The 17,213-nt window shown below is 73.0% G+C and carries 13 protein-coding genes and 1 tRNA gene; 8 read left to right on the top strand and 6 right to left on the bottom strand.

All coding sequences use genetic code 11. The features are described from left to right. Nucleotides 1–21: 21 nt before the first annotated feature. Entirely contained in the window at nucleotides 22–909 is an 888-nt protein-coding gene (locus B1H50_RS05220; protein WP_229657908.1) for an SDR family oxidoreductase, read from the bottom strand. Continuing rightward, nucleotides 906–1,481, bottom strand: a complete 576-nt coding sequence (locus B1H50_RS05215; RefSeq protein ID WP_080462711.1) for a YbhB/YbcL family Raf kinase inhibitor-like protein — start codon at nucleotides 1,479–1,481, stop codon at nucleotides 906–908. The genes B1H50_RS05220 and B1H50_RS05215 overlap by 4 nt, the downstream gene beginning before the upstream one ends. Before the next feature lie 160 nt (nucleotides 1,482–1,641). Between B1H50_RS05215 and B1H50_RS05210 the strand changes: the two genes are divergently transcribed. Then, nucleotides 1,642–2,463 (top strand): hypothetical protein, encoded by an 822-nt coding sequence (locus tag B1H50_RS05210; protein ID WP_080462710.1) that lies wholly within the window; start codon nucleotides 1,642–1,644, stop codon nucleotides 2,461–2,463. Further along, nucleotides 2,460–4,148, top strand: coding sequence for a DNA polymerase Y family protein (locus tag B1H50_RS05205; protein WP_080462709.1), 1,689 nt, complete (start codon nucleotides 2,460–2,462; stop codon nucleotides 4,146–4,148). Before B1H50_RS05210 ends, B1H50_RS05205 begins: the two co-directional genes overlap by 4 nt. A 31-nt stretch (nucleotides 4,149–4,179) precedes the next feature. Here B1H50_RS05205 and B1H50_RS05200 read toward each other — a convergent pair whose 3' ends face one another. Together B1H50_RS05200 and B1H50_RS05195 are read right to left on the bottom strand one after the other, a co-directional pair. Continuing rightward, nucleotides 4,180–4,914 (bottom strand): phosphatase PAP2 family protein, encoded by a 735-nt coding sequence (locus B1H50_RS05200; RefSeq protein ID WP_125898891.1) that lies wholly within the window; start codon nucleotides 4,912–4,914, stop codon nucleotides 4,180–4,182. A 105-nt stretch (nucleotides 4,915–5,019) separates the two neighbouring features. After that, complete coding sequence (locus B1H50_RS05195) at nucleotides 5,020–6,504, bottom strand: amino acid permease (RefSeq protein ID WP_080462707.1); 1,485 nt, start codon at nucleotides 6,502–6,504, stop codon at nucleotides 5,020–5,022. Nucleotides 6,505–6,700: 196 nt separating this feature from the next. Here B1H50_RS05195 and B1H50_RS05190 point away from each other — a divergent pair, with 196 nt between their 5' ends. Further along, complete coding sequence (locus B1H50_RS05190) at nucleotides 6,701–10,024, top strand: error-prone DNA polymerase (RefSeq protein ID WP_188640723.1); 3,324 nt, start codon at nucleotides 6,701–6,703, stop codon at nucleotides 10,022–10,024. Between the two features lie 53 nt (nucleotides 10,025–10,077). On the opposite strand, the gene B1H50_RS05185 is transcribed toward B1H50_RS05190, so the two are convergent. Then, nucleotides 10,078–11,451 carry an AI-2E family transporter gene (locus B1H50_RS05185; protein WP_080462705.1) on the bottom strand — a complete coding sequence of 458 codons (1,374 nt, stop codon included), beginning with the start codon at nucleotides 11,449–11,451 and terminating at the stop codon, nucleotides 10,078–10,080. 56 nt (nucleotides 11,452–11,507) lie between these two features. Between B1H50_RS05185 and B1H50_RS05180 the strand changes: the two genes are divergently transcribed. Together B1H50_RS05180 and B1H50_RS05175 are read left to right on the top strand one after the other, a co-directional pair. After that, complete coding sequence (locus B1H50_RS05180) at nucleotides 11,508–12,389, top strand: D-hexose-6-phosphate mutarotase (protein WP_080462704.1); 882 nt, start codon at nucleotides 11,508–11,510, stop codon at nucleotides 12,387–12,389. 137 nt (nucleotides 12,390–12,526) lie between these two features. Continuing rightward, a tRNA-Leu gene (locus B1H50_RS05175) sits at nucleotides 12,527–12,614 on the top strand. A 197-nt stretch (nucleotides 12,615–12,811) separates the two neighbouring features. Here B1H50_RS05175 and B1H50_RS05170 read toward each other — a convergent pair. Further along, nucleotides 12,812–13,363, bottom strand: coding sequence for a DUF805 domain-containing protein (locus B1H50_RS05170; protein ID WP_143231762.1), 552 nt, complete (start codon nucleotides 13,361–13,363; stop codon nucleotides 12,812–12,814). 128 nt (nucleotides 13,364–13,491) lie between these two features. On the opposite strand from B1H50_RS05170, the gene B1H50_RS05165 reads away from it, so the two are divergent. The 3 genes from B1H50_RS05165 to B1H50_RS05155 all read left to right on the top strand — a co-directional run bounded on the left by B1H50_RS05165 (nucleotide 13,492) and on the right by B1H50_RS05155 (nucleotide 17,124). Further along, entirely contained in the window at nucleotides 13,492–14,769 is a 1,278-nt protein-coding gene (locus tag B1H50_RS05165) for an MFS transporter (protein WP_373284820.1), read from the top strand. A 13-nt stretch (nucleotides 14,770–14,782) separates the two neighbouring features. Continuing rightward, nucleotides 14,783–15,919 carry a GNAT family N-acetyltransferase gene (locus tag B1H50_RS05160; RefSeq protein ID WP_080462701.1) on the top strand — a complete coding sequence of 379 codons (1,137 nt, stop codon included), beginning with the start codon at nucleotides 14,783–14,785 and terminating at the stop codon, nucleotides 15,917–15,919. A 110-nt stretch (nucleotides 15,920–16,029) separates the two neighbouring features. Then, on the top strand, nucleotides 16,030–17,124 hold the full coding sequence (locus B1H50_RS05155; RefSeq protein WP_080462700.1) for an NAD(P)/FAD-dependent oxidoreductase: 1,095 nt from the start codon (nucleotides 16,030–16,032) through the stop codon (nucleotides 17,122–17,124). Nucleotides 17,125–17,213 lie beyond the last annotated feature (89 nt).

Below are 17,213 nucleotides of genomic sequence, written 5' to 3'. Positions count from 1 at the left end.
CGGGGAAGGACGACGCGCGGCTCAGGTGAGCTGGGAAGGGCGCACCATGAGGTCCTCCACGGCCGCGCCCTGAGGCATGTCCACGGCCACGCGCACGGCGGAGGCCACCGAGTCCGGGGTCATGTACTCCGCCGGCCGGTACTCCTGGCCGGCGTCCTCCTGCAGGCGCCTCAGCAGCGGCGTGTCCACGCGGCCCGGGTAGATGGTGGTCACCCGCAGGTCTCCGCGCTCCTCCTCCCGCAGGCAGTCGGCCAGGGCGCGCAACCCGTGCTTGGCCGCGCAGTACAGGGCCTGGCCCACGAAGGAGCGGTGCCCCGCGCCGGAGTTGATCATGACCACCAGGCCCTTGCGCACCCGCAGGGCCGGCAGCAGCAGCTTGGTCAGATGCGCGACCGCCACCAGGTCCAGGTTGAGCGCCGAGCGCCACTGGGCCGGCTCAAGCTCCTCCACGCGGCCCGGAGCCTCCACCCCCGCCGAGTGGACGAGCACATCGAGGCGCGGCAGCCTCAGGCTCGCCACCTCGTGGGCCAGCGCCTCGTCGTCGGTCAGATCCACCGCCACGGCGCGCACCCGGGTGCCCGCGTGCTGGCGCAGGGCGACGGCCAGGTCATCGAGGTCCGACTGCGTGCGGGCCATGAGGATGAGGTCGTGGTCCCGGGACAGGTCCTGGGCGATCGCCAGGCCGATCCCCGACGTCGCCCCCGTCACCACGGCGATCGGCCGACGCTGGTGGCGCCCGATCGGCGCCGCCGGGAACGCGCCGGTGACCGCTTCCACGAGCTCGCCGCGCGCCGCGTCCCGGCGGCTGCGGCGCGTGCCCGCCCCCTGCGAAGGGCTTGCCGCGCCCGTGGGGGAGGGCGGACCGGCCGGAGGCGCGGTGATGGGCGGCCCTGCCGCCCGTCGGCTCATGCCGGCCCCTGGAGGAAGGGCTCGGCGCCGGCTTCGCCGGGGAGCGAATAGACGGCGGTCAGCGTCGCGCGGGCCAGGGCGTGCTGCGCCATCTGGAAGGCCGCCATGGTCGGCGTCGCCTCATCGTCGAGTCCCAGGGTCTCCACATCCAGGGCGTGCACGGCGAAGACATAGCGGTGATCGCCGTCGCCCGCAGGGGGATAGGGGCCGAAGTAGGAGTGATCACCCGAGTCTCCCCGCAGGTGGAAGGCGGCGCCGTCAAGGGTCAGGTCCGAGGCTCCCGCCCCCTGTGGCAGGGAGGTCGTGGAGGCGTCGAGATCCACGATGGTCCAGTGCCACCAGCCCGATGGCGTTGGGGCATCGGGATCGAAGCAGGACACCGCGAAGGAGGAGGTGCTCTCGGGGAAGCCCGACCACGACAGGGCGGGCGAGATGCTCTCGCCCGCAGCGGCGGTGAAACGGTCCGCGATGCGCGCGCCAGCGGCGATGTCCGTCGACTCCAGGGTGAATGCGGGGACGGTGGGAAGCAGGTCATAGGGGAAAGGGGGGCGCGGGCGTCGCAGGTCGGTCATGGTGCCTCCGTTCTCGGTCGAGCCTATGGGGCCACTCTAGACGCCGGTCTCTCTCTCCTGAAGGCGCCTGACGAGCGGGCTTCATTCCTGTCGCCCCCGTGCGCTACGCTCATACCGAACTCGAACATGTGTTCGAATGCGCTACGGGAGGAGAGGCGCCATGGTTGGGGACGAGGGACTCTCGCGCCTCCGGGCCGCCAGGAGCGCCCTGGCCAGAGCTGAGGAGCGCACCGGCCTGCGCTCGGCGCGCGAGCCTCTCGCCCCCCGGGCCCGGGAAGGCCTCATCGGCGACCCCCCTCCCGGCCCCTGGCTCGGCGTGGGCGCCGCCACCAGTGGGGCCGTGGTCCTCACCGGCTCGACCAGCGCCCTGCTCGCCCTCCTCGCCCACCGCCAGGGCGCCCAGGGGTGGTGCGCGGTGGTCGGCGGCGATGACCTCGGCTGGTGCGCCGCCGCTCACCTCGGCCTCGCCCTCGACCGCGTGCTCGCCGTCCCCATTGGCACGGGGGGCGGCGAGGAGGTCCACGCGGTGCGGGAGGAACTCGCCCCCGCCGGCATCCTCGCCGTCACCGCCGCTCTGCTCGACGGCGTCGACGCCCTCCTCATCACCGCTCGCCCCGCCTCGCGCCTCCGATCCCGGGATCGCGCCACCCTGACCGCCCGCGCCCGGGACCGCGGCGCCCTCATCCTCAGCTCCATCCCCTGGGAGGGCGCTCGCGTCCTGCGCGTCGAGTCCCGCGGCACCCTCGTCCCCCTGCGCGCCACCGCCCAGGGCGCGCAGGAGATGTCCGCTGGATATCTCGACGCCCTGTCCTGGCGCCTGCACGACGACGCCCGCGGCTCCCGCCTCGAGCTGCGCCTGGGAGGCGGCGGCATGGAGCTCGAGGATCTCGCAGGGGCCGATGAGCGGGGAGCGGCCGCGTCCAAGGGCCCCGCCGCCCCCGCCGAGCCCGGCACCCTTACTGCCCGCAGGGGGAGCGCATGAGCCCCTCGCCGCCCCCGACTCCCACCGTCCCGCGACTCCTCGCTGTATGGGTCCCCGACTGGCCAGTCGTCGCCCTCACCCTCCAGGCACGCGATCAGGCCCGGGCCCGCCGGGGATCCGGAGAGTCTCCGCCCGATCCGGCCACCGGGCCGGTCGCCGTCATCGGCGCTCGGGGCGTCGTCGCCGCCTCCCCGGCGGCCAGGGCCGCCGGCGTGGGCATCGGGATGCGCCTGCGCCTGGCCCGATCCCTGTGCCCCGGCCTGGCCGTCATCCCCCCGTGTCCCGAGCGGGAGGCCCGCGCCTTCGGGGACGTCATGGAGGCCCTGACCACCGTCCTTGCCGACCCCTCGATCGTGCGGCCCGGCCTGGCCCTGTCCGGCGCTCGCGGCCCCGCCGCGTGGGCCGGGGGAGAGAAGCCCCTCGCCGAGGCCGTCATCGAGGCCGTCGCCCAGGGGATCGGCGTCGAGTGCCAGGTCGGCATCGCCGACTCCCTCCTCGGAGCCGTCCTCGCCGCCCGGCGCGGCATCATCGTCTCTTCCGGCGCCACCGCCGACTTCCTGTCCCCCTGGCCGATGCCCTCCGCCCTGGCCGCCCTGACCTCCCGCGCGGCGGGGCAGGAGGCCAAGGCCGTCATCGAGACGCTCTCGCGCCTGGGCATCCACCGCCTGGGGGATCTGGCCCGCCTCCCGCGCCGGGATATCGCCGCGCGATTCGGGATCACCGGGGAGCGTCTCCACCTCCTGGCCAGCGCCGAGGCGCGCGACGCCCCCCGGGCCCCGCGCCCTCGGGCGAGCATCGGCGTCGAGGAGCGCCTCGATCCGCCCATCGAGCGGGCCGACGCCGCCGCCTTCGTGGCCCGCGGGCTTGCCGAGCGTCTGGCCTCCCGCCTGGCGGGCGCGGGCCTCGGCGCGGGGCGGCTCCTCATCGAGGCCGGCTGCGAGGACGGTTCCGAGCTCGCCCGCTCCTGGATTCTCGACTCCTTCCCCGACCCCTCCTGGACCACGGACCGCGTCCGCTGGCAGATCGAGGGCTGGCTGGCCGGCCGCTCCGGCCGCCCGCCCGCCGCACCCCTGACCCTCCTGCGCCTGACCGCTCTCGAGCCCGTCGTCGCCGGCGCCCACCGGGAGGGGCTGTGGGGGACCCCGGGCGAGCGGGGGCAGCGCCTCGCTCGCAGGGCCGCCGAGCGCGTCGAGTCCCTCCTCGGGGTCGGCGGGGTGCTGTCCCCTCGCCTCGTCCCCGGGCGGGACCCGCGCTCCCGCGCCCGCCTCATCGGCTGGGACGAGTCGCCCGCCGGGCCCTCCCCGGTGGGGCGCCCGGGCGGCGCCGCGCGCGAGGGGACGCCGCCCTGGGCCGGGATGCTCCCGGAACCGAGCCCCGCCACCGTCCCCTGCCACCGCGTGCCCGCGGTCCTCGCCGATGCCATGGGGGAGGAGATCGGCGTCGACGCCCAGGGGATCCTCGACGGCGCTCCCGCCGCCATCCGCATCGGGGAACCGGGGAGCCCGCACTCGGAGTGGGACGGGAGCGATGAGGTCCTGGCCTGGGCCGGGCCCTGGGTCATCGACGAGGGCTGGTGGGGGCCCGGCGCCCACCGGCGCGCCTACCTGCAAGTGACCCGCCGCTGCGGCCCTCCCCTGCTCCTGGAGCGCTCCGGGAGGTGGTGGCTCGACGCCGTCTACGACTGACCGTGGGGGACCGCGACCGGCTGCGACGGGACTACGGGTGGGTGATGGCGCGGCGCGGCCGCTGACGGCTGAGCGCGATGACCACGAGCGCCGTGGCGCAAGCCCATGCGAGTCCCAGGGCCCAGCCCGCCAGGATCTCCGTGAGGCGGTGGTAGCCGAGGTAGACGCGGGAGGCGCCCACGGCGGCCGTGACCACCAGGGCCGCCGCCACGGCGCCCGCCCGCGCTGCCCGCGAAGCCGCTGAGATGAGGACGAATCCCGCCAGAAGAGCCATGAAGACCGCGGTGTTGAGGGAGTGCCCCGAGGGGAAGGCCGCGGTGCGCAGGGGTGGGCCCAGGCGGAACTCGGCGCCCAGGCGCGGGCGGCTGAAGACTCCCTTGAGCGCGAGGGTGAGGATGGACGCGCCGCTCATGGAGGCCACCAGGATGACCGCCTGCGCCCCAAGGCCCCGCAGAGCCAGCGCGGGAGCGATCGCCGCTGTGAGGAGTGTGAGGCCGATCGTCCCTCCCGCATGGGTGAGGGACCAGGCGAGGGGCGTGAGCGCGGGGGCGCGCAACGAGGCCGCCCGCCTGGCCGCCCACAGGTCGACGGCCAAAGTCCGGCCGGGGGCGCCCGCACCGGCGCCCCTGCCGCCGTTGACAGTGAGCGTGGCGACCGCCGCGATGGTGAAGACGGCGAGCGCCACCGCCATCGTCCAGGCGATGGCCCGACTGGACGGCAGGGACCGCAACGATGGCTCGGGGAGTACCGGTAATGAGAATCGCACGAGGTCATCCTAGGGGCGCGCGCTGTGCCGACGCTGCGGGAGCCCATGGGGCGCTCCCCGTCCCGGCGGACTGCCCGACGTCGCGCGGGTCGCCGCTGCCCCCCGCTACTCCCTGCCCAGGTCCGCCTGCGCGGGGTCCACGGTGGGGGCGTGGGTGACGAGCTTGTGCCCCCACCACAGGGCCAGGAACACCGGGATGCCGATGTAGGGCATGAGGATCTTTCCCAGGGAGTCCCCACTGGTGATCGGCCCGTAGGCCTGCCCGATGATGATGGCGATACAGGCCAGCAGGGCCACGATGGCGCCCGCGGGGAAGAACCGGGCCCGGTAGGGCAGGTCGGTCAGCGGGCGCCCCTGCGCCTCGAGGGCCATGCGGAAGCGCCAGTGGCACCAGGAGATGCCCGCCCAGGTGATGAAGCCCGCCAGGGCGGACAGGGTGAGCAGGAACTCGTAGGCGGCGCCGTCGCCGATGAGGGAGGTGATGAAGCCCGCCAGGCCCACGAGGGTCGTGGCCACGAGCGCGTTCATCGGCACCTGGTGGGAGGACAGGCGCGTGAGGAAGCGCGGGGCGTGCCCGCGCTCGGCCAGCGCGAAGAGCATCCGGGTGGAGGAGTACAGGCCGGAGGTGCCCGCTGAGAGCACGGAGGTGAGGATGATCGCGTTGATGACCGAGGCGGCCCCCAGGACGCCCGCTCGCTCGAAGACGAGCGTGAAGGGGGACACCGAGATATTGGACTCCGAGGAGTTGAGCAGATTGGGGTCGGTGTAGGGGATGAGGAAGCCGATGACGGCGATCGCCCCGATGTAGAACAGCAGGATGCGCCAGAAGATCGTGCGGATGGCGCGGGGGATGGTGCGCTCGGGGTTCTCCGCCTCGCCCGCAGCCGTCCCGATGAGCTCGGTGCCCTGGAAGGAGTAGCCGGCTACGAGGAGGACGAGGAGGATCCCCTCACCGCCTCCCACGAAGGGCGCTTCGCCCATGGTCCAGTTCGTCATGCCCGGGCTGGGGCCGCCCAGGATCCCGGCGATCATCGCCGTGCCGAGGATGAGGAAGACGACGACGGCGACCACCTTGATCGAGGCGAAGAGGAACTCGGACTCCCCGTAGGCGCGGGCGCTCAGGGCATTGATGGCGAACAGGATGATGAGGAAGAGGGCTGACCAGACCAGGGAGGGGACGTCCGGCAGCCAGTACTTCATCACCAGCGCCGCCGCCACGAGCTCGGCGGCCACGGTGATCGCCCAGTTGAACCAGTAGTTCCAGCCGATCGCGAAGCCGAAGGAGCGGGAGACGAAGCGCGTCCCGTACTCGCCGAAGGAACCGGCCACCGGTAGGTAGGCGGCCATCTCGCCCAGGGACTGCATGATGAGCCACACCATGATGCCGACGGCGGCGTAGGCCACGAGCGCGCCGCCGGGGCCCGCTTGGGAGATGGTGGCGCCGGAGGCGACGAACAGGCCGGTGCCGATCGCACCGCCGATCGAGATCATGGTGAGGTGGCGGCTGAGCAGGCTGCGGCTCAGCTCCTGGGGCTCTTCCTGTTCTCCGTCGGACTCTGCGGCGGCGCCCGCAAGCTGGGAATCGGTCATGCTGGATCCTGGATCGAGGTGGCGCGGCGCTCAGGGATGAGTCGCCGACATTGGGAATGCGGGCACAGTAGCTACTCCGCGGGTGAACGACGGGGATTGTCTCACGTGGCTGCCTCAGAGGCGTCTGAGCGCCGTCACGACTCGAGCGCGTTATTCTGTACACTTGTTCGAATCCATCGCTCGGGAGGGGCCGCCCCTGCCGTCCTCGCACCGCTACGCCGAGCTCCACGCCCACTCGGCCTACTCCTTCCTCGACGGCGCCAATGAGCCCGCCGAGCTCCACGCCGCGGCCGTCGAGCTCGGCCTGGAGGCCCTGGCCCTGACCGATCACGACGGCATGCCCGGCATCGTCAAGCACGCCCAGGCCGGCCGCGCCCACGGCGTCCCCACCATCCACGGCGCCGAGCTCACCCTCGATGACGCCTCCCACCTGCCGATCCTCGCCCGGGACCCCCGCGGGTACCGGCGCCTCGCCGCCGCCATCTCCCATCACAACCTCGCCGCCGGGCGGCGCGAGGAGCCGGTCCACCGCCTCCAGGATCTCGCCGCGGCCCTGGAGGGCGGGGGGATCCTGGCCCTGACCGGCACTGCCAACGGCCCTCTGCGCCGGGCCCTGGGGGACCCGCGCCGCCCCGCCGAGTGGAGCCTCGCGGCGGCTGACGCGGCTCTGGGCCGACTCGTCGATCTCCTCGGGCCCGACGGCGTCGCCGTGGAGCTCGCGCTCGACGGGTCCTTCACCGACGCGCCGCTGACCGAGGCCCTGGGCTCCCTGGCCCGCGCCCACCGCCTGCCGCTCGTGGCCACCGGCGCTGTGCGCTGCGCCCGCCCGGCCGATTCCCGCCTGGCCGACGTGCTCATCGCCACCCGCCTGGCCACCGACCTGGACTCCGCGCGCGGCCATCTGCCCGCCGTCGGCCGCCACCTGCGCGGCCCCGATCAGATGGCGCGCCTGCACCGCCGTGATCCGGCCGCTGTCGACGCCGCAGCGGATATTGGGGCGGAGCTGGCCTTCGACCTCGCCCTCGTCGTCCCCGACCTGCCCATCCCACCCGTCCCCGAGGGGCACACCCCAGCCACCTGGCTTCGCGAGCTCACCCGGCGCGGCGCCCTGGAGCGCTACGGGTCCCCGCGCGAGGAGCCCGAGGCCTGGAGGACCCTGACCCACGAGCTCGACGTCATCGAGTCCCTCGGCTTCCCCGGCTACTTCCTCATCGTGCGCTCCATCGTCGACTTCTGCGCTGAGGCCGGCATCCTGTGCCAGGGGCGCGGCAGCGCCGCCAACTCCGCCGTCTGCTACGCCCTGGGCATCACGGCCGTGGACGCCGTGCGCCACAAGATGCTCTTCGAGCGCTTCCTGTCCCCGGGGCGCAAGGGCTACCCGGATATCGACCTGGATATCGAGGCCTGCCGCCGCGAGGAGGTCATCCAGCACGTCTACGCCCGCTACGGGCGCGAGTACGCCGCGCAGGTCGCCAACGTCATCTCCTACCGGCCGCGCTCGGCCGTGCGCGACGCCGCCAGGGCCCTGGGCCACCCCGGCGGGCTCCAGGACCGGTGGGCGGGCCTCATGGACCGCCGGTCCACCGTGCGCACGGACCTGGCCGAGGGCGCGCCGGGCAGCGGAGAAGGCACGGGTAACGGCGCCCCGGGGGGCGGCGACGGCATTCCCGACCAGGTCCTCGACGTCGCCGAATCCCTCCTGGGCCTGCCCCGCCACCTGGGCATCCACTCCGGCGGCATGGTCCTGGCCGACCGCCCCATCACCGAGGTCTGCCCCGTGCGCTGGGCCGCCATGGAGGGGCGCACCGTCCTGCAGTGGGACAAGGACGACTGCGCCGACGCCGGGTTGGTCAAGTTCGACCTGCTCGGCCTGGGGATGCTCACCGCGCTGCGTCTGGCCTTCACCAGCCTGGCCGCCCGTGGGGAGACCGTGCCCGAGCTCGCGCCCGGGGGAGAGCTGCGCGCGGCGAAGGTCGGCCGCCCCTGGGACCTGCACACCCTGCCCGAGGAGGACCCGGCGGTCTACCGGCTCCTGCGGGCCGCGGACACCGTGGGCGTCTTCCAGGTCGAGTCGCGCGCCCAGATGGCCGCCCTGCCGAAGCTGCGCCCCGAGACCTTCTACGACATCGTCGTCGAGGTCGCCCTCATCCGCCCCGGCCCCATCCAGGGCAACGCCGTGAGCCCCTACATCCGGCGCAGACTCGGCCGCGAGCCCATCACCTACCTCCACGACTCCCTCAAGCCCGCTCTGGCCAAGACCCTGGGCGTACCGCTGTTCCAGGAGCAGCTCATGCAGATCGCCATCGACGCCGCCGGCTTCACCCCCGCCGAGGCCGATGCCCTGCGCCAGGCCATGGGCGCCAAGCGCTCGGCTGAGCGCATGGAGGCCCTGCACGCCCGGCTCGTGGACGGCATGACGCGGCGCGGGGTGAGCCAGGACGACGCCGAATCCGTCTTCGCCCAGCTCAGGGGCTTCGCGGACTTCGGCTTCCCCGAGTCCCACGCCTTCTCCTTCGCCTACCTCGTCTACGCCTCAGCCTGGCTCAAGACCCGCCGGCCCGAGGACTTCTACGCCGGCGTTCTGGGCGCCCAGCCCATGGGCTTCTGGTCGCCCTCCACGCTCGTGGCCGACGCCCGCCGCCACGGGGTGCGCGTCCTGCCCGCCGACGTCAATGCCTCGGAGGTCGAGGCCGGGGTGGAGCAGCGCCCTGCGGCGGCAGGTCCCGACTGGGAGCCCCTCGCGCCCTCCCCGCACGCCCTGGCGCCCATTGACGCCCACCCGGCCCTGGCCGTGCGCCTCGGCCTGGGCCGTGTCAAGGGTCTGGGCGGAGCCGCTGAGCGGATCGTCGCCGAGCGCGCCGAGAACGGGCCCTTCACGGACCTGGCGGACCTGACTCGCCGCGTGCGGCTGACGACGGCGAGGCTGGAGTCCCTGGCCGCTGCCGGGGCGCTGCGCTCACTCGGGGCGGATCGGCGCGAGGCCCTCTGGGCGGCGGGGGCGGTCGCCGGGGAGATCGGGCGGCGCCGCGCCCCCGCCCCGGGCGAGGCCTGGTCCCAGCCGCCGCTGCCGGGCACCGCCGTCGGCGCGAGCGCGCCGGAGCTGACTCCGATGACCCCCGCGGAGGAGGCCGTCGCCGATATCCGGCTCACGGGGGTGGCCTCGCCGCGCTCCCCGATGGCTCTCGCGCGCCCCGCCCTGGCGGCCGGCGGCATCCTCACGATCGCCGAGGTGGCGCGCCGGGCGGGTCAGCGGGTGCGGGTGGCCGGGGTCATCACCCACCGGCAGCGCCCCCACACGGCGTCGGGGATGATCTTCCTCAATCTGGAGGATGAGACCGGCTTGCTCAACGTCGTGTGCTCCGCGGGCATGTGGCGCCGCTACCGGGGGATCGGCCGGCGGGCCGGCGCTCTCGTGGTGCGCGGGACGGTGGAGGTCGGCGACGGCGCGGTGGTCCTCATCGGCGAGCGCCTGGAGGCCCTGGGAGGGATCGTGGCGCCGTCGAGCCGCGACTGGACCTGATCCGCAGGACCCGAGGGTGATCGGGACGGCCGGGAGCGGAGGCCCGGGCGCCCTTAGGGCTTCGTGCGGATCTCGGAGTAAGCGGGCAGCTCCCCGATGACCGGCGCGTCCTTGACGTGGAGCTCGGAGTAGACCGACCAGGCGACGCTGATGAGGGGGACGGCGATGACCGCGCCGAGCAGGCCCGCGGAGTAGGTGCCCACCGCCACACCGATGATGACGACCACCGGGTGCAGCGAGACCTGCTTGCCCATGATGAGGGGCTGGAGGATATGCCCCTCGATCTGGCCGATGCCCGCCACGCCGAGGCACACGATGATCATCGTGAGGAAGCCCTTGGAGGCCAGGGCCACGATCATGGCCACGGCCATGGCCGCCGGCGCGCCGAGCAGCGGGATGAAGGCGCCGATGAACACGAGCACGCCCAGGGGGGCGGCCAGGGGGATCCCGATGAGCTGCAGGAAGATTCCCGCCATGATGCCGTCGGTGGCGGCCACGAGCACGGTGCCCCGGGCGTAGCCGGCGAAGGTGTACCAGCCCGCGCCGGCCGCGCGGTGGACGGGCTCGCGCAGATGGGCGGGCAGTTCGTTGAGGAACCAGCGCCACATGCGGCCCCCGGAGGCCAGGAAGAAGATCGTGCAGAACAGGGCCAGGGCGAGTACGGCGAAGACGTCGACGACGGCGCCCGCGTTGGCCAGGGCCTCGGAGACGAGGGTCGGCGCATTGGTGCGCAGGTACTCCTGGCCCTTGACGACAAGGCTGTGCACCTGGGCGAAGATCTGGTCCTCGGTCAGGTGCAGGGGCAGGGGGCCGTGCTCGAGGAAGTTGACGATCGTGTCGATACCGGTGTTGAACTGGTCGGCGAGGCTGCTCCACTGGTCCGTCACCGAGGTGATGACGTAGAACATGAGGCTGGCGACGACGCCGACGGTCACCCCGAGCGCGAGGAAGGTCGCCGCGTAGCGGGGCATGACGCGGGCGAAGAGGGTGACGAGGGGCTGCAGGAGGGTGGTGAACACGAGGGCGATGAACAGCCCGACGACCACCGGGACGAGTTTGAAGGTCGCGAAGAAGACGAGGCTGATGATGATGAGGAGCCCCAGCCCCAGCCAGGCCGCGATCCCGCCGCGCACGAGCCAATGGGGCAGGGCGTCCAGGATGGTGGGCCTCGAGGCCACGACGACGGTGGGCGGGGTCGCCGGACCCGCAGCAGCGGTCTTCTCGGCCTCCACTGCCTCCTGGGCCCCCTCCGCCTGCGCGGCCCCGCCAGTCGGCGCGCGCCCGCGATCGGCGAGGTCGTGGGGCTCCTCGGTCATCGGCGCCGTGGTGCCCGCTGCGCTGGGGACGGCGGTGACGTCAGGGGTGCCCGCGGCGTCGTCGGGTGTGTCTGGTGCGCCGTGGGGCGTCGGGTTTCGGGGACTCGTCATGATCCTTGCGTCTCGCTTTCGCTGACGGGGCCCGGTCAGCCTACTAGCGTGGGGCCATGAGTCCCTCACGCCGTGCCGGTTCCCGCCCGCCCTTCCGCCTGCCGCGCGTCGCGGCCCTGACCCCGGGCAGGGGCGGCCAGCCCCGCCTGCTCATCGACGCGCCCTCCGGGGCGGCGGAGATCTACCTCCACGGAGCGCACCTGACCTCCTGGATCCCCCGGGGCGGTGATGAGGCCCTGTTCACCTCCCGCAGGGCCGTCTTCGACGGCGAGACCGCCATCCGGGGCGGCGTGCCCCTGTGCCTTCCTTGGTTCGCCTCCGGGCCCGACGGCGAGCGGAGGCCCTCCCATGGATGGGCCCGGATCATGGAGTGGGAACTGCGCTGCGTCGAGAGCCGGCCCGATGGCGCCGTGCGGGTCCTCATGGCCCTGGAGCATGATGGGCTGAGCCTCCTCTACGAGATCGGCGTGGGGCAGGAGCTGGAGCTGTCCCTGTCGATCGGCAACCGCGGGGCGGCGCCCCGGAGCGTGGAGGCGGCGCTGCACACCTACCTGCGGGTCGGTGACGTGACCGCCGTGCGGATCATCGGGCTGGAGGGGTGCGAGTACGCGGACAAGGTGGCCGGGGGCGCCGTCTCGGTGCAGACCGGTCCACTGGGCGTGCGCGGCCCCGTGGACAGGATCTATGAGTCCGGCGCTCCGACGACGGTCCTCGACCCGGCGCTCGACCGCCGCGTGCGGGTCTCGCCCACGGGGGCGGCCCAGACCGTCGTCTGGAACCCGTGGAGCAGCGGCGCTGCCGCGCTGGCGGATATGGCCGAGGAGGAGTTCCCGACGATGGTGTGCGTCGAGACCGCCCGGCTGGGCCGTTCCGCGGCTCTGCTCGAGATGGGGGAGACCATGGCCATGGGGGCCAGGATCGCCGTCGAGCACCTGTGAGGAGGGGGAATGAGTTCGGGCGCCGCGGCGCTGTGAGATGAAGCACCGCGGGGTGATTTGCGTGCGAGCGCTCCTCCTGGGTAACTTTCTCTGCGTTGCCAGCGCGGGAGACCTGGGCGGGCGGCGCAACTGAATAGGTCCGAGTGGCGGAATTGGTAGACGCGCTAGCTTGAGGTGCTAGTGCCTTATTAAACGGGCGTGGGGGTTCAAGTCCCCCCTCGGACACGACCAGGGCGGGCCTCAGGAGTGATCCTGGGGCCCGCCCTCGTTGTGTTCTCGGCCGGGGCTCTTGCGCTGTTGACGCGTCCCGGGATTGTGAATGTACTCGGGGGTTACCGGCGCGTCCTCGGGGTGCGTCCGCAACCCCGCTGCGCGTCGGCAAGCGCAGGGGACGGCGTGCGGCCAGCGGTGCGGGTCGGGGCTCAGGCCCACTCGGGGCGGAACGACTCCGGCTTCGATGACGACAGCAGCAGGACGAGCAGCCATATCGGCCCGACGATGGGCACGAGGCCGATGAACCACCACCCGCCGGACTTGCCGACGTCATGGAGACGGCGGACCTGGACCGCGATGGCGGGAACGACGAGCGCCAAGTTGAAGATCCCGGTGGTGATCCAGCAGAGGGCCGCGACGGCGGTCGCCCAACCGGCCACCTCGGGGTCGGCGTGGACTGTCTTGGCGGGGGTCGTGCCGGCGCTGAGCGAGATGCCGGCGATCGTCATCAGGACGCTGATGACCAGAAAGTGGAACAGCCAGGGCCACAACAGCTCCGAGACCGAGGCCGTGCCCCGGAACTGGGCGTAGCGGCGGAAGAAGCGGCGCACGGCCTCGCCGAAGGAGGCCCTGGGGAGGGCCGTGAGCTCAGGGGGGAGCATGGTCGTCTGGGGCGCTCCATAAGCGGGGGCGCCCATGGGGTAGCCGGGCTGGGGAGAGGGGGCCTGAAAAGGCTGGCCGTTCCCATGGGGGAGAGTCAAGATAACTCCTGTGGGTGGACGATATTAAGAACTTCCGGTCTGCGACGATGTTGGCTCATCGCCAGTACCGCCCTCATCGTAATGGACTTGTATCGTCTCGTCCTGCCGTGACTTTGAACCGCGCATCGCTGGGTGGTCGCTCCCGTGCCGTGCTCAGTGCCCGCGCCGCCGTGTGCCTCACCTTCTTCTGCAATGGGCTGGCCTTCTCCAACCTCGTGCCCCGCTACCCCGAGATCGTCGAGCGCCTCGCCATCACCAAGGCCGCTTTCGGCCAGGCGGTCATGGCCGGGTCGATCGGCGCGCTCGTCGCCGGGCTCGCCGCCTCCGCGCTCATCACCCGGTGGACCTCGGCGCGCGTGGCCAGTGCCGGCATGGCGCTCGCAGGACTGGCCTACCTCGGTGCGGGGACCGCGGAGAATTGGCTCGTACTCGCCGTCTGCCTCGCGCTCGGCGGCGGGCTGGACGCGATCATCGACGTCGCCCAGAACGCCCACGGGCTGAGGGTCGAGAGGCGCTGGGGGTCCTCGATCATCACCTCCTTCCACGCCGCGTGGTCGCTGGGGGCCGTCTGCGGCGCGCTCATGGGCCAGTGGATGGCCGCCTCGGGAGTGCCGATCGCCTGGCACCTGAGTGGCGTCGTGCTCATCCTCGCCGCGCTGTCACTGGCAGCTCTGCGCTGGATGATCCCGGGGCCCGACTCCGATGACCGCAGTGATGCGGCGGTGGAGCCCTCCGCGTCCCCCACGGCTGCCCCCACCGCGCCCGCGCCGGGCGGCCCGGCGCGCCTCGCGCCGCCCGCGCGAGCCTCCCGGCTCGCGGTGATCGCCATGATCGTGGTCCTGGGAGCCATGTGCGCCGCCGCCATGTTCCCCGAGGATGTGAGCGCCAACTGGTCCCCTCTCCTCCTCGTCGAGCTTCGGCCCCCGGCGGGGATGGTCGGAATGGGACTGGTGACGATGCAGGCCACCATGATCGTCGGCCGCCTCATCGGGGACCGGATCATCGATGCTCTCGGCGGCCGGCGGGTCATCGCCGCGGGCGGCGCGCTCGTGGTCCTGGGCATGGGCACCGGAATCGTCGCGGGAACGATCGGGGGGATCCTCGTGGGCATGGTTCTGGCCGGGGCCGGTTGCGCCGTCGCCGTCCCCGTTGCCTTCGCCGCCGCCGACGGCATCCCGGGCCTGGCGCCCGGCGCGGGCCTGACGATCGTCAGCTGGCTCGCCCGGGTCATCATGATGGTCGCCCCGCCGGTCGTCGGAATGCTCGCCGACGCGCACGGCACCTGGGTGGCCCTGGGGTACGGGATCCTCGGCGGAGTCATCATGATCGCCTCCTGGCCGATGCTCCACGACTCCCGGCCAGGGCGGGGGCGGCAGGCCGCCTGGCAGTGCCCACGGGCCGCCTGATTAGGATCGGGGCATGCAGCCCTTCGAGATCACCGTCCCAGCCGAGGCTGGCCGCCCGGGCCTCCTCCTGTCCGCACCCACGATGGACGACGCCGAGCGGGTACGCGAGATCTGCCAGGACCCCGAGATCCACCGCTGGACGCTCGTCCCCTCGCCCTATTCGCTCGACGACGCGAGGCAGTACCTCACCGATGTCGTCGCCCCCGGCTGGGAGACGGGGCGCGAGCTCACCTGGGCTATCCGCGAACGGCGCGACGCGGGCGAGGATGGCGCGGCTGGCAGGCCCGTGGGGATGATCGGGCTGCGCATCGACTCGTCCGGCAGGGGCGAGCTCGGCTTCTGGGTGGCGCCCGAGGCCCGCGGCAGGGGAGTGGCCACCCGGGCGGCGGGCGCCGTCGTCGATGCAGCTCTCGATCCCAGTGCCCTGGCCCTTCCCGCCGTGTCCTGGAGCTGCTGGATCGAGGACGGCGTGCCCAACTGGCCGTCGTGGAGGATCGCCTGGTCCCTCGGCTTCACCCGCGAGGGGCTGCGACGCGCGGCCCGCGTCCGCGGCGGGCGCCGCCTCGACGAGTGGACGGCCACGCTCCTGGCCGGCGAGCCCCGGCGTCCTGCGGCCCCCTGGGACGGACCGGCGGTACCCGCGGAGGCCCCGCTCGTTGCGCACGACGGCGTCGGCGAGCGCGAGGGCGATGACCCCGAGGCCCTCGTGCGGCGCTTCCACCACGTCTACGGCCTCCCGATCCGCACCGACGGGCCGAGCCTGGACCGTGAGAGCCTGGATATGCGGATGAGCCTCATCGCCGAGGAATTCGCCGAGCTGACCGGAGCCGTCTATGGCCGAGCCGCCAGGGCGGAGATCGAGGCCGCCTGCGCCCGGGCGCGCGCGGCCGATGACGGCTCCCGGGATATCGTCGAGACGGCGGACGCGCTGGCGGACCTCGTCTACGTCATCTATGGGATGGCCCTGGAGACCGGCATCGACCTGGCCGCCGTGCTGGCCGAGGTGCAGCGCTCCAACATGTCCAAGTTGGGGGAGGACGGGCGCCCGATCTACCGCGAGGATGGCAAGGTCCTCAAGGGCCCGGGCTACTTCCCGCCGGATGTGGCCCGAGTGCTGCGCGAGCAGCGCGAGGCCGCCGCGCGGGGATGACCGGTCTTGGGAAGCGCGCCGGGATCGGGATAGCCTGGCCCGGCCCGCACCAGAATCGGTCGGCCCGGTCCGAGGACGGATCCGCGCCCGGCCCCCGTGAGAGGATCCCCATGGCACGTGTCACCATCGTCGGCGGAGGCTACGGCGGTATCACCCTGGCCAAGGCGCTCGACGGCATCGCCGAAGTGACCCTGGTCGAGCAGAAGGACGCCTTCGTCCACCACGCCGCCTCCCTGCGCGCGGCGGTGGACAAGGAGTGGTCGGAGAGGATCTTCCTGCCCTACGACAAGCTCCTGATCAACGGCCGCGTGGTGCGCGGCACCGCCATGGCGGTCAAGGGCACCACCGTCCAGGTCTCCGGCGAGGGCGATATCCAGGCCGACCACCTCGTGCTCGCCACGGGCACCAACTACCCGTTCCCCGCCAAGCATCTGGAGTCCACCACGGCGATCGCCAAGGCCCGCATCGAGCGCGTGCGAGTCTGCCTGGAGTCCGCCAAGCGCGCTCTCATCCTGGGCGCGGGCGCCGTCGGCCTGGAATTCGCCGGCGAGCTCACCTCCGCCTTCCCGGACCTGCGCGTGACCATCGTCGAGGCCGGCCCCACCATCCTGCCGCAGGGCGACTACAAGGCCGAGCTGCGCGACTCGATCGCCGCCCAGCTCGCCGAGCGCGGCGTCGAGATCATCACCGGGGACACCCTGGCCTACCTGCCCCCGATCGACGTCGGCGGGCTCGCCCCCTTCCGCGTGACCACCACCGGTGGGCGCACCATCGAGGCCGATATCTGGTTCCGCGCTTACGGGGCCTGCGCCGCAACGGGCTTCCTCGGCGAGGACTACGACGAGATCCGCCGCTATGACGGCACGATCCGCGTGGATGACAAGCTGCGGGTCATCGATCACCCGGGCGTGTGGGCCATCGGGGACATCGCCGACGTCCGCGAGTCCAACCGCGCCCAGCACGCTCGTGACCACGCGGCCGTCGTCGCCCAGAACATCCAGGACATCATGGCGGGCCGCGAGCCGTCGGCCTCCTACACGCCCCAGTCCGATCTCGTCGTGCTCCCGCTGGGCCCGGTCGGCGGCGCCTCCCAGGTGCTCAAGGACGGGATGAGGGTGGTCGAGGGCCCCGAGTTCACCAATCGGATCAAGGGCGAGGACCTGTTCACGGAGAATCTGCGCGAGCAGCTCGGCCTGGTCGGTTGACGCTCATCGCCCTCCGCCCGCTTGCGGCCGCGGGCGTCCTGGTCCCCTCCCGCGGGGCCAGGGCGCTGATGTGGTGCGCGCCGCCGGGG

Source organism: Actinomyces gaoshouyii, from assembly GCF_002072175.1.
In the GTDB taxonomy this organism is placed as follows: Bacteria; Actinomycetota; Actinomycetes; order Actinomycetales; family Actinomycetaceae; genus Actinomyces; species Actinomyces gaoshouyii.
The sequence above is the reverse complement of the archived record's forward strand: the minus strand, read 5'-3'. Positions and strand labels throughout refer to the sequence as shown.

Coding starts and splice junctions, on each gene's coding strand:
- B1H50_RS05195 (WP_080462707.1), bottom strand. CDS start 6,504: ATGACCGATTCCCAGCTTGCGGGCGCCGCCGCAGAGTCCGACGGAGAA.
- B1H50_RS05205 (WP_080462709.1), top strand. CDS start 2,460: ATGAGCCCCTCGCCGCCCCCGACTCCCACCGTCCCGCGACTCCTCGCT.
- B1H50_RS05155 (WP_080462700.1), top strand. CDS start 16,030: ATGGCACGTGTCACCATCGTCGGCGGAGGCTACGGCGGTATCACCCTG.
- B1H50_RS05160 (WP_080462701.1), top strand. CDS start 14,783: ATGCAGCCCTTCGAGATCACCGTCCCAGCCGAGGCTGGCCGCCCGGGC.
- B1H50_RS05180 (WP_080462704.1), top strand. CDS start 11,508: ATGAGTCCCTCACGCCGTGCCGGTTCCCGCCCGCCCTTCCGCCTGCCG.
- B1H50_RS05220 (WP_229657908.1), bottom strand. CDS start 909: ATGAGCCGACGGGCGGCAGGGCCGCCCATCACCGCGCCTCCGGCCGGT.
- B1H50_RS05185 (WP_080462705.1), bottom strand. CDS start 11,451: ATGACGAGTCCCCGAAACCCGACGCCCCACGGCGCACCAGACACACCC.
- B1H50_RS05215 (WP_080462711.1), bottom strand. CDS start 1,481: ATGACCGACCTGCGACGCCCGCGCCCCCCTTTCCCCTATGACCTGCTT.
- B1H50_RS05210 (WP_080462710.1), top strand. CDS start 1,642: ATGGTTGGGGACGAGGGACTCTCGCGCCTCCGGGCCGCCAGGAGCGCC.